Source organism: Amycolatopsis nigrescens CSC17Ta-90, assembly GCF_000384315.1.
GTDB classification, from domain to species: Bacteria; Actinomycetota; Actinomycetes; order Mycobacteriales; family Pseudonocardiaceae; genus Amycolatopsis; species Amycolatopsis nigrescens.
In genome coordinates this window covers 1128316-1140488 of the sequence record NZ_ARVW01000001.1, presented here as the reverse complement: position 1 = coordinate 1140488, position 12173 = coordinate 1128316, and the positions used below count along the sequence as shown (strand labels likewise).

Sequence of the window (12173 nt, the reverse complement as noted above, 5' to 3'; positions counted from 1 at the left end):
TCCCGGAAAGTGAGGGCTGACGACAGCGGCGCCGCTGTCCACGCAGGGGGTGCGGAGTCCTGGCCGGTCGCCATTCGCGGCATGGCCGAGGACAAACCCGTTGGCGCGGGCATGATGCTGGCCGATGGCACGGTGCTCACCTGCGCGCACGTGGTGACCGCGGCCGCCGGATATCCGCCGGGTGCGGAGTTCTCCCTGCCGGGGCTGACGGTCGTGGTGAGCTTTCTCGGCCTGCCCGGGGTTCCATCGACGAAGGCCGCCGTGCTGACCGGTCATTGGGTGCCGCGGCACGAGGACGAAAGCGGCGATCTGGCGTTGCTGGCACTGGAATCGGTACCGCAGGGGGTGACGGGCGCGCCGTTGCGCAGGCTGCCCGCTCCGCGTAACCGGGCCGTGTCCACCTACGGATTCCCGGAATCGCTCGGCTATTCGCACGTGGTGTGGGCGCACGCGACACTGGCCGGGCCGACGGGGCCGAACGGGGAATGGGTCCAGGTCGACTCGGCCCCTGGCGACCAGCGCATCCGCCGCGGTTTCAGCGGGGCCGCGGTGATCGACGACCACACCGGCTCGGTGGTCGGCATGGTGGTCAGCAAGTACCAGGTCGCTGAGCACACCGACGAGGACGCCGGGCTGTCCTGGATGATCCCGGTGGACACCGTGGTGCGGTATTTCCGGCGGGTGCAGCGCTGCACCGGGCCGGATCTCGAACCGGTACAGCTCGGCCGGATTCTGGTGCTGCTCGGCGGGCCGCCCGGCCCGGACCTGGCGCGGGCCCCCGGACGGATGATCGTGGACGCGGCCGGGCTGACGCCGGGCGAAGTGCACCACGGCATCGAGTCCCGGATCAGCAGCCAGATCAGCCGTGCTCCCGGGCGGCCCCCCGAAAATCAAACAGACCAAGAAGACCAGGCCGACCCGGTGACCGTCGAGGTGACCGGGGTGGACGAGTCGAGGCAGCCGGAGGTGCTGCTCAACGACGTGGTGAAACCGTTGCTGGACAACGGGACCGAGGTTGGGCTCCGGTTCGTCGAGGAGAACTCGCCGGTGCTGGGCATCGTCCGGCGCTGGCAGCGCGAGGAGATCGACAGCAGGCTGACTGCGCTGCGCACCAGGGTGGCGGCGGTCGAGCGGATGGAGACCGCGGCACGAGAGCGGCATGCGGTCGCCGTCTCGATCGTGACCGGCGTGCCGGAAGTTCCGCTGCTGGCCCCGGACCTGCATCTGCGCGTCCGCGCGCTGGCGGGCGCCGGCCCGGGGGTGGAGCCGGGCAGGGTGCGGGACGCACTGGCCTCCACCGAGCGCAAGACCGAACGGGCCGCCCGCGCGCTGCACGAGATCGACGACCACCTGGCCGCGGCCACAGCCAGATACGACGAGCTACGCGGCCTGTTGCGGGCCTACAACGCGCGGGCCGCCGACCACGGCCTGGTGGAGGATGAGGAGCTTTCCGGGGCGTACCGGCCGGCGATGCGCGCGCTCGGGGCGAGGCCGGCGAACCTCGCGCAGGCGGAACCGCTGGTGCGGCGGTACCTCGCGCTGGTCCGGCAGCGGCTGGACGGGCTGGACGGCGGCACGGGGGTGGACCGGTGACCGAACTGCTCTGCTGCGGGGAGCCGGTGGGCCGCACGGGCTTCTGCGATGTCTGCGGCCGGCGGAAGGTGCCGGCCGAACCAGTGCCCGACACCGAGGTCACCGGATACCTGGCGGCGGCGCCTACCACCGCGAGCAGCAGGCGGACCCCGGACGGAGATCCGTGGGGCGCCGGCGAGTTCGCCCTGCTGCCACCGGTGGACCTGCCGGACCCCTTGGCTGGCCTGCATTCCGACGCGCGCTACCCGGAGGAGAGCCAGTACTGCGGCAACCCGGAGTGCCGGCGGCCGGTCGGCCGCGGCTTCGCCGGCCAGCCCGCGCTGGACGAAGGGTACTGCGGGTTCTGCGGCACGCGGTTTTCCTTCCGGCCCAAGCTGCGCACCGGCGAGCGGGTGGCCGACCTGTACGACGTGCTCGGCCTGCTCGCGCACGGCGGGCTCGGCTGGGTCTACCTCGCCGAGGACACGCAGCTCGGCCGGTATGTGGCGCTGAAGGGCGTGCTCAACCCGACCGACACCCAGGCGCTGAAGATCGCGAGCGTGGAACGGGATGTGCTGACCCGGCTGGACCACCCGAACATCGTGCGGATCGTCAACTTCGTCAGCCACCCCGACCCCGGTGGCGGCGAGCCCGACGACTACATCGTGATGGAGTACGTGGGCGGCAAGACCCTGCGCGAAATCCACGACGATCCGGCCGGGCTGCGGGTCGAGCACGTGGTCACCTACGCCCACGCCATCCTGTCCGCGCTGGACTACCTGCACGGCGAAGGCCTGCTGTACTGCGACATGAAGCCGGACAACGTGATCCACGGCGGCAAGCGGCTCAAGGTGATCGACCTCGGCGCGGCCAGGCCGCTCGGCGGGCCGCGGAGCAGGTCCATCGGCACCAGGCGCTACCGGGTGGAGGACACGGAGATCGCCAGGTACGGGCTGACCGTGCGCTCGGACATCCACACGGTGGGCAGGACCCTGCGGGAGATGCTCGACGTCGCTGGTGAGGAGCCAGGCGGCCCGGACGTCTCGTTCGGCGTGCGGTCCTTCGAGCGGTTGCTCGACCGCGCGGTGGCCGAGTTCCCGCAGCGGTTCGCGTCCGTCGCCGAGATGGCCGAGCAACTCGACGGGGTGCGGCGCGAGATCCTGTCGCTGCGGGACGGGGTGCCCCGGCCGGCCCCGTCCGGGAATTTCGAGGGCACCGCCGAACTGCTCGACTCCGGGCTCGGCTCGATCCCCGGCCTGGAGCGCTGGACCCGCGGTGAACCGGTGCCGAGTTTTCCGCGGTTTCACGACGGGTTGCCCACGCCGGCCGAGGCCGCCACCCGGCTGCCCGTGCCGTGGAGCGACCGGAACGACCCGGCCGCGCCCTTCCTGGAGGCGACCGCCGCGACGAACCCGGGACGGCTGCTGGACAAGCTGGCCACCTTCGAGGGCTCCTCGGTGGAGGTCGAGTTCGCCAGGACCCGCGCGTACCTGGAGCTGAACGAGCTCGCCGAGGTGGTGAAGTCCCTACACCGGGCCGGGCTGCTGCTCGGCGCGACGGCTTCGCACGACTGGCGGCTGCAGTGGCATTACGGGTTGCTGGCGCTGGCCAAGAGCAACGCCGAAGACGCGTCGCATGCCTTCCAACGGGTCTATGACGCGCTGCCCGGCGAAGACGCACCCAAGCTGGCGCTGGGTTTCTGCTTCGAGCACCTCGGACCTCGGACCGGGGGCGCTGGGACCGTCATGGACGCCTGGAACTGCTACCAGGCGGTCTGGCGGCGCGACCACGCACAGGTCAGCGCCGCGTTCGGCCTGGCGAGGCTGCGGCTGCGCGGTCCGCGCCGGGATGACCGCCTGGCGGCGACCGCCATCCTGGACCAGGTGCCGCAGGTGTCCCGCCATTACGACGCGGCGAAGGTGGCGGTGGTCCGGATCCACGTCGCGGCATTGCCTTCCGGGCCGCCGACCGCGGCCGACCTCGCCGCGGCGGCCCGCCTGCTACCCGAGCTGTACCTGGACGGCGGTGACCCGGAGGGCCAGTTCCGGGATCGGCTCACCACGGTGGTCCGGGAGACCGCGCTCGACCTGCTGTCGGCCGGGCGCGGCGGGCCCGACGGCGGGCCGGTACTCGGCGACCCGGTGCACGAGCAGGGGCTCCGGCTGCTGCTGGCGCAGTCCTTCCGCAAGCTGGCCGGCCACGCCCGCGACGAGCAGGAGCACGGCGTACTGGTCGACCGGGCGAACTCGGTGCGGCCGAAGACCTTCAGGTGAGGGGACGGTGACGTGGCGGAGAGGCCCGAATTCCGGCTCGAGCTGAGCCAGAACAAGTATCTGTCCACTTCGGACAAGGTGATGGACGCGGTGCTGACCGTCACGGGCACCGGCGGCGGGGTCGCCGCCGAGGCGGCGGAGGTGCTGCTGGTCGACTGCTCCAGCTCGATGGACTGGCCGCCGACCAAGATCGACGCGGCCAGGAGGGCGACCAGGGCGGCCATCGACACCCTGCGGGACGGCGTGTTCTTCGGCGTGGTGCAGGGAACCCTGCACGCGACCATGGTTTACCCGGACGGGCCGCGGCTGGTGCCGGCCGGCCCGGAGACCAGGGCGGCGGCCAAGGCGGCCGTGGCCGGGCTGATCGCCAGCGGGCAGACCGCGATCGGCCGCTGGCTGGCGCTGGCCGGACAGCTGCTGGACCGGCATCCGGACGCGGTCCGGCACGCGGTGCTGCTCACCGACGGCCGCAACGAGTTCGAGTCCGAAGCGGACCTGGCCGCGGTGCTGGCGTCCTGCGCCGGGCGTTTCGTCTGCGACGCCAGGGGAATCGGCGACGACTGGGACGTCGGCGAGCTGGAGCGGATCGCGGTCGCGTTGCAGGGCAGCGCGGATGCCGTGGTGGACGAGGCCGAGCTGGCCGCGGACTTCCGGAAGATGATCGGGAACGCGATGCGCAAGGTGGTGCCGGAGCTGCGGCTGAGGATCACCACCATGCCGTTCACCGAGCTGAGGTTCGTCAAGCAGGTCCACCCGTCCGTGGTGGACCTGACCGAGCGGTGCGTGCAGACGGGCCCGCGTACCTACGAGCTGACGACCGGTCCCTGGGCCGCGGAGGACCGCGAGTACCACCTGTGCCTCGAGGTGCGGCTGCCGGGCCGGCCGATGGGCGAGGACTTCCAGCTGGGCAAGGTGGAACTGGCCACCGGCGACCGCTGGGACGAAGCCGGGCCGGTACCGGTCGTCGGGCACGTCACCGAGGACGTCGTGCTGTTCAGCCGGCCCGATCCCAGGGTGGAGCGCCACACCGTGCAACAGGACCTCGGGCACGCGGTGCGGGCCGGCTGGGACGCCTTCGAACAGCAGGACAGGGCGGCAGCGGCGGCGGAATGGGGCACCGCCGTCCGGCTGGCCACCGGCCTCGGCAACGAGGAGATCCTCCGGCGGTTGCGCCGGCTGGTGGACGTGGAGGACGCGGCCGCGGGCCGGGTGCGGCTGCGGGACGACCTGCGCCGCCGCGACCTGTTCTCCGCGGTGCTGGGATCGAACCTCTCGGGCTTCGGTAGCGGGCAGGACAAGGTGGTGCCGGAGCTCGCCGTCGGCGCGGAGTGCGTCTGCGTGGTCTGCGCCTGGGTTTCGCCGCCGGGCTCGATGGTCTGCGTGAGCTGTGGCGAGCGGTTCCCGGCGGAGGGCTCATGACCGGCCGGCCGCGCAGCACCACCCGGCGCGACCTGCTGCGGCTGCGGTCCGCGCTGCTGATGCTCACCGCGATCGTGCTGGTCACCTCGCTGTTCGCGTTCACCAGGGCGCAGGCGACGGTCCGGGACGCCGGTGCGCGGACCGCGCCCGCGGTGCTCGACGTGGCCGCGGCACGGTCGGCTGTCGCACAGGCCGACAACGCGGCTATGGCCGGCTTCCGAACCGGGCAGGTGCAGCTGGTCGGACCGGGCGAGCGGTTCCAGAACCAGATCGCGATCGCCGGGCAGAGCCTGGCCGCCGTCGCCGAGCACAACGCGGCCGGGGAGACCGGCAGCCGCGTGCTTCAGGTCGTGCAGGGCCAGCTCGCCTCCTACACCGGCTGGGTCGGCCAGGCCGACGCGCACTTCCGCCAGTCGGGTGCGACCGCCATCGGCGTCACCGACCTCTGGTACGCGGCCCGGCTGGTGCACACGGCGGACTCCGGAATCCTGGCGCAGCTGGACACCCTGGACCGGCTGCAGCGGGAGGCACTGGCCAGGCAGCTTTCCGGCGGCTGGCTGGCGCCGTGGAGCGCCTCGGCATGGCTGGTGCCGATCGGGCTCCTGCTCGGCCTGCTCGTGCTCACCCAGGTCTTCCTGCGCAAACGATTCCGGCGCCGGGTCAGCCCGGCGCTGGTGGCCGCTTCCGTGCTGCTGATCCTGCTGGCCACGGCGGCCTCGATGGTCTTCGTTTCGGACACCCAGGCGGACACCGCGGGCCGGACCCTGGACCAGGTGGTGACGCAGTGGCGGGCGCAGACCGACCAGATCGCGGCCGAGGGGCGGCAGTCCCTCGCCGCGGTGATCCGGACCCAGTGCGGGGCGCCGGGCCAGGACACCTGCGGGGACACCGTGGACGCCTTCCTCGCCGGCCTGCCGCCGGTGGCGGGCGACCGGCCCGCGGTGACGGGCGGGCTGAGCGGCACCAAGCTGGTCAACGAGCAGCTGCTCGTGGCCGACCGGGGCGGCCTGCTGGAGTACCTCATGCTGCTGGCCGCGCTCGCGGTGGCCGCGCTGATCCTGCTGGCCCTGCACAAGCGCATCGACGAGTACAGATACGGGGCGACATGAGAGCGAACCGGATGCTGAGCGTGCTGGTGTCGATCGCGGCGCTGGCCGGTGCCTGCACGGCGACCGGCGGGGCCGGCGAACTCACCGTGCTGGCCTCCTGGACCGGCGACGAGGAGTCCGCTTTCCGGAAGGTGCTCGACGGGTTCTCCGAGAAGACCGGGATCAGGGTGAACTACACCGGCACCCGCGCGCTCAACCAGGTCCTGCTGTCCGACGTGCAGAAGGGGCAACCGCCGGACATCGCGGTGCTGCCCAGCCCCGGCGAGCTGGCGAAGTACGTGCGCAGCGGGGACGTGCGCCCGGTGGGCGGGGTGCTGGGGGAGCGGCCCGAGGAGTCCTACAGCGCGCAGTGGCTCCAGTTGCAGAAGGCGGGCACGGACCAGCTCTACGCGGTGCCGGTGAAAACCACGCTGAAGAGCCTCGTCTGGTACAACCCGGCCCAGTTCGACCGTCGTCCGCTCACCTGGGACGAACTGCTCGACGCCGGGGCCGGGGTGCGTGCCGCCGGGAAGCAGCCGTGGTGCCTCGGCATGGGCGCGGCAAGCACCTCGGGCTGGCCGGGTACCGACTGGATCGAGGACATCCTGCTCCAGCAGTCCGGCCCCGAGGTGTACCGGCGGTGGGCGGCCGGTGAGCTGGCCTGGACCTCGCCGGAGGTCGAGCGCGCCTGGACGACCTGGGGCCAGATCGTGGCCACCCCGGGTTCGGTCCGCGGCGGCCGCACCGCCGCACTGCTCACCGAGTACAACGACGCCGGCAAGGCGATGTTCACCAGCCCACCCGGCTGCGTGCTGGAGCACCAGGCCTCGTTCATCATGGCGGACTACCAGAAGGCCGGGCCGCGCACCGAGCCCCCGCGGCCGGGACGCGACTTCGACTTCTTCCGGTTCCCGGTGTTCGGCTCCGCCGAGCCGCGCGCCGAGGTGGCGGCCGACCTGGCCGCCGTGTTCCAGCCGAGTGACCGGGCCCGGCGGCTGATGGAGTACCTCGCCAGTGACGAGGGGCAGCTCGTCCGCGACGGAGCCGAGCGGGTGTGGCCGCCGCCCGGTGCCTTCTCGGCGAACAAGAAGCTGCTGGCGCAGAACGCCTATCAGGACCCGGTGAGCACCAGGATCGCGGAGGCGCTGACCGCGCCGGGCGTGTTGTGCTTCGACGCGTCGGACCTGATGCCGGCCACCATGAGCGACGCGTTCTACCGGGCGGTACTGGAGTATCTCGGCGACCCGGCGCTGCTGGGCACCCTGCTGGACGGCCTGGACAGGGTGCGCGGGTCGATCCGGCAGGAGGACCGGTTCAGTGTCCCTTGTGGACGATGAGGAGCGAGGAGAAGGCGTGGCGGAGTACGCGAAGTTCGAGCTGGAGGGCGGCGGGTCGGTGTCCGTCGAGGTCGAGGAGCAGCCGGGGGTGGCCCGCGCGGCTGGCAAGTCCGGTGCGGTCATCCGGCAGGCGGGTGAGTCCTTCGAGCTCGCGCTGGGCGAGGTGCGCGACGCCGCGTCCGCCGCGCTCGGTCAGTTCCGGTCGATGGTGCAGCGGCCGGACGAGGTGGAGCTCAAGTTCGGCGTGAAGCTGGACGCCCAGATCGGTGCGGTGATCGCGAAGACCGGGCTGCAGGGCCAGTTCGAGATCAAGCTCAAGTGGGTGCGCGACCCGGCGCGCGAGGGGCGGGCCGCAGCCGAGGAAGAGGCCGCGCAGGCTGCGGACACGCGCGCATGACACGCGGGGGTTAGCGGCCGCGGGAGGCGCGGCGGGCGGCGGCGCCGGCACCGAGGGCCATCAGCAGCACGGTCAGTCCCCAGCGCCGTTTCTCCTCGGTCTGGTTCTTCCGCTCGGCGGCGGCTTCGGCGGCGCGCTGCTGGGCCCGTTTCCTGCTCGGCGGGGGCGGCGGGCCGGGTGGCTTCGGCACCACGGGCACGACCCCGGGGCCGGGTGGGACCGGGGTGGGCGCCGGAGCCGGTGTACTGGCCGGTGGTGACGCCGGGGGCGGCGTCGTCACCGGGGGCGGTGCCGGAGCCGGTGGTGGTGCGGGCGGTGTCTGGGGCGGCGGGGGCTTCGGCGGCTCCGGTGGCGGCGGGCCGGTGAAGCAGCCGGCCACGTCCGAGTTTGCCAGCGCCGGTCCGGTGGCGACCGGGTCGGCCTGGCCGACCCGGTACCACCGGCTGTGCTGCCCGCTCCGGTTGGCCAGTACGTAGAGGTCGCCACCTGGCGCGAGCACCACCGAGCCGAACGAGCCACCGGCGGGCACCCTTGGCAGCGCGGTGCGGCTCAGCCGCCCGGTCGCCGGGTCGATCCGGACCACCTTGCCCTCGTCGTGGAAGGCATGCGCCACCCCGTAGAGCCCGCCGTCCCTTGGATCGAAGTCGAAGTCGTCCACCTGGTCGGCGAGCACCTTCGGGCTGAGCGAGACAGTCCGGACGATCTTCAGATATGTCGGACTGCCCGGACGTATGTCCACTGTGTACAGACGGGCGCGGTCGCGGAGGTACCAGTCGCCGCCGTTGACGGCGCCGGCGACCGCGTCGGTGAGCACACCGTGCCGGCCCGGCACCGGGCCGAGGTCGGTGACGTGGCCGGTGACATCGACGGCGACCACGTGCCCGCCGTCGGAGAACCGGCCCTTCCGGCCCCCGGACGCGATGCCGTATGCGATCCGCTGCGCGGCCGAGTACCCCAGCGCGTTCACCTGGTAGCCGAGGTCGCCGAGCGGGACACCCGCGCCGCCGGGGAACTCGACGCGGGTCAGCGTCGAGGTGCCGTGGGACCGCGTGCTGCTCACCTGGAGTGCGACGCAGCCGGCCTGCACCGACGCTGCTGCTGCCGGCGCCGTCGGTGCGGAGAGCGCGAGCAGGACGACGGTGGCGAGCAGCCGGGGGACGGGGCGGCACGGCATGGCGCTCAGCGCAGTCTTTCCGCCGCGGCGGTGAACGCGTCCGGATCCACCGCGGCGCCGCCGGCGAACGGGTTCTGCAGCTGGTAGATCGCGAACAGCAGCAGGGTGATGGTGCCGGCAAGGGTGGACACGATGATCACGTGGGTGAGCAGCTTGGTGCCGCCGAACAGGTTCGGCAGCAGAGTGGAGATCACGCCGCCGAGGATCAGCGCGAACCAGAGCACCGCGTTCAGCTCGCCGTGCACGCCGGTCAGCCTCGCCTCACGCTCCTGGTACAGCTGCCACAGCTGGTCGGTGGCCTCCTCCTTGCGGCTCTCCTGCCAGTCGTCGGTCACCTCGGCGCCCGCCACCACCGCACGCAGCTCGTTCAGCTGGTCCCAGCCCGGGCTGGTCACCTCGTCGCCGGCGCGCATCTGCGGCCACTCCTGCTCGGCGACGGTGCCGGCGTAGGCGGCGCTGAGCTCACGCATCCTGGCGCCGACGTCGGCCGGCAGCGATTCCGCCGCCCAGGTCGCGGCGACCAGGCTGTCCGCCTCGGCGTAGGACCCCTCCTCCACCGCGTTCGCCCCGTCGAACAGGGAGATCAGCACGAACGCCATCAGCACCGCGTGCAGTCCGCTGATGATGGTGAAGACCTGGCCCGCCGCGTCGTTGTTGTCCGGCCTGCCCTCGTCCAGGCCGAAACGGCGGACCAGGTAGGCCGTCAGCCCGCCCACGGCGGCCGCACCCGCCACCCACAGCAGCCCGCTCAGGTAAAGGTTCAAAGTACGTCCTTTCGGGGGACCGCACACCAAGGAGGTGGTCGCCCCTGGTCGGATATCGGACGCTGTTCGTCAATTACCTTCATGGGGGACGTTTTGATTTCCGGATAACCCGCCAGTGGCCGACCGGGCCAAGTTAGCGACCGAGACCGTCAGCTCACAAGGTGAATTTTGGGGTTTCATTCGTCTGGCCTTTCCAATAATAGGGTTAATCACTGCTTTGGAGTATTGGCGAGTTCGCTGCGGACCCGATTGCCGGGCGACCTTCGCGCCATGGGCACGCCGTGTTACCTCGTTGGGCCAACCGGGGGCACGGCCAGGTCACGAGAAGTCATCACCCCGTCAGTGGCGTCCGAAGCCCTTTTGTGACAATGGGTTCCGAGCTACCAGGGTGACGGTCCCCGGTCGGCGTAACCCGGCCGGATGTTCCCTGCGCTGCTCGTGGCGCGGTTACGGAACACGGGTGAGTGGCAAAGCGGCGAGGTCTACTTTGGGTCTCGCTTCGGCCACGGCATTGAGTGCGCGGAACGCGGCCAGCACGGCTAAACAGGTGTTATCCCGTAGGCACGTTCGGGTGACTGTACGGCCACTGTACGGCGGTGCTAGCGTCGCAAATCGCGGCGGCCCGATCGAAGTCCATGGCCGGTGCAAAGTGCCTCTAGCCATCGTTGAAACTATTTCTTGATCATACTTTCTCGCTCGATTTAGACTGACGATTGGTGGTTTGTGTCGTGACTGTGACGGAGTCCAGGGAATCTGATTTCGGTGTAGAGGGCGAACAGCCGCAGAGCCTTGGCCGGGCAGCGGCGCGCAACCTGGCGACCACGACCAAGTCCGTACCGCAGATGCAGGGGATCACCTCGCGCTGGCTGCTGCGCATGCTGCCCTGGGTGCAGGCCTCCGGTGGCGCCTACCGGGTGAACCGGCGGCTCACCTACGCGGTCGGCGACGGCCGGGTGTCCTTCTCGATCGCCGGTGGCGAGGTTCAGGTCATCCCACCGGAACTGGGCGAACTGGGGCCGCTGCGCGGGTACGAGGACGAGGAGGTGCTGACCGAGCTGGCAGGCCGGTTCAGCCAGCGGGAGGTCGAGGCCGGCGAGGTGCTGGCCGAGTTCGGGCACCGCGCGGACCAGGTCTACCTGCTCGCGCACGGCAAGGTGAACAAGATCGGCACCGGCGAGTACGGCGACCGGACGGTGCTGGCCACCCTCGCCAACGGCGCCTACTTCGGGGAGCAGGTGCTGCTCGACGCGGACGGCATCTGGGAGTACACCATCAAGGCGGTCACCCCGTGCACCGTGCTTTCCTTGGCACGGCGGGACTTCGAGCAGATCCTGGACAACTCGGAGACCTTGCAGGCGCAGATCGACCAGGCCAGGTCCAGTGAGACACCGCTGTCGAACCCGCACGGTGAAGCGGAAATCGCGGTCGCGGCCGGGCACGAGGGCGAGTTCGCGCTGCCCAGCACCTTCGTGGACTACGAGCTCGCGCCGCGCGAGTACGAGCTGAGCGTGGCGCAGACCGTGCTGCGGGTGCACACCAGGGTGGCCGACCTCTACAACCAGCCGATGGACCAGGTCGAGCAGCAGCTGCGGCTGACCATCGAAGCCCTGCGTGAGCGGCAGGAGAACGAGCTGGTCAACAACAAGGACTTCGGCCTGCTGCACAACGCGGACCTGGCGCACCGGACGCCGACCAGGGCCGGCCCGCCGACCCCGGACGATCTGGACGACCTGCTCGCACTGGTGTGGAAGGATCCCGCGTTCTTCCTGGCCCATCCGCGGGCCATCGCCGCCTTCGGCCAGGAGTGCAGCAAACGCGGCATCTACCCGCAGAGCATCGACCACAATGGACACCAGGTGCCGTCGTGGCGCGGGATTCCGCTGCTGCCCTGCAACAAGCTCGAGGTGAGCAAGACGAGGACCACCTCGATCATGCTGATGCGCACCGGCGAGGCGAGCCAGGGCGTGGTGGGCCTGCACCAGGTCGGGCTGCCGGACGAGTACCAGCCCGGCCTGTCCGTCCGGTTCATGGGCATCAACGAGAAGGCGATCATCTCCTACCTGGTCAGCGCCTACTACTCGGCCGCGGTGCTGGTGCCGGACGCGCTGGCGGTGCTGGAGAACGTCGAGATCGGCCGGGAAGGCTGAGT

At 71.2% G+C, this 12173-nt stretch carries 9 protein-coding genes; 7 read left to right on the top strand and 2 right to left on the bottom strand.

Annotated features, from left to right (window positions below):
- Positions 1–9: 9 nt before the first annotated feature.
- From AMYNI_RS0105245 to AMYNI_RS0105220, 6 genes are read left to right on the top strand one after another with little or no spacing between them, the layout of a single operon-like run.
- Entirely contained in the window at positions 10–1593 is a 1584-nt protein-coding gene (locus AMYNI_RS0105245; protein WP_157357256.1) for a S1 family peptidase, read from the top strand.
- Positions 1590–3845: a serine/threonine-protein kinase gene (locus AMYNI_RS0105240; RefSeq protein ID WP_020666931.1), complete on the top strand. Its 2256-nt coding sequence runs from the start codon at positions 1590–1592 to the stop codon at positions 3843–3845. The genes AMYNI_RS0105245 and AMYNI_RS0105240 overlap by 4 nt, the downstream gene beginning before the upstream one ends.
- A gap of 12 nt (positions 3846–3857) precedes the next feature.
- On the top strand, positions 3858–5264 hold the full coding sequence (locus AMYNI_RS0105235; protein WP_020666930.1) for a VWA domain-containing protein: 1407 nt from the start codon (positions 3858–3860) through the stop codon (positions 5262–5264).
- Positions 5261–6373 carry a hypothetical protein gene (locus AMYNI_RS0105230; protein WP_020666929.1) on the top strand — a complete coding sequence of 371 codons (1113 nt, stop codon included), beginning with the start codon at positions 5261–5263 and terminating at the stop codon, positions 6371–6373. Before AMYNI_RS0105235 ends, AMYNI_RS0105230 begins: the two co-directional genes overlap by 4 nt.
- Positions 6370–7689: an ABC transporter substrate-binding protein gene (locus tag AMYNI_RS0105225; RefSeq protein ID WP_245573873.1), complete on the top strand. Its 1320-nt coding sequence runs from the start codon at positions 6370–6372 to the stop codon at positions 7687–7689. The genes AMYNI_RS0105230 and AMYNI_RS0105225 overlap by 4 nt, the downstream gene beginning before the upstream one ends.
- 16 nt (positions 7690–7705) lie before the next feature.
- Complete coding sequence (locus AMYNI_RS0105220; protein WP_020666927.1) at positions 7706–8086, top strand: CU044_2847 family protein; 381 nt, start codon at positions 7706–7708, stop codon at positions 8084–8086.
- Between the two features lie 10 nt (positions 8087–8096).
- Here the strand turns inward: AMYNI_RS0105220 and AMYNI_RS0105215 are convergent, their stop codons facing one another.
- Both AMYNI_RS0105215 and AMYNI_RS0105210 read right to left on the bottom strand, forming a co-directional pair.
- Entirely contained in the window at positions 8097–9260 is a 1164-nt protein-coding gene (locus AMYNI_RS0105215; protein WP_051116271.1) for a DUF6923 family protein, read from the bottom strand.
- Positions 9261–9265: 5 nt separating this feature from the next.
- Complete coding sequence (locus AMYNI_RS0105210; protein ID WP_020666926.1) at positions 9266–10024, bottom strand: bestrophin-like domain; 759 nt, start codon at positions 10022–10024, stop codon at positions 9266–9268.
- Positions 10025–10752: 728 nt separating this feature from the next.
- Between AMYNI_RS0105210 and AMYNI_RS0105205 the strand changes: the two genes are divergently transcribed.
- On the top strand, positions 10753–12171 hold the full coding sequence (locus AMYNI_RS0105205) for a family 2B encapsulin nanocompartment shell protein (protein WP_026360076.1): 1419 nt from the start codon (positions 10753–10755) through the stop codon (positions 12169–12171).
- Positions 12172–12173: the final 2 nt, after the last annotated feature.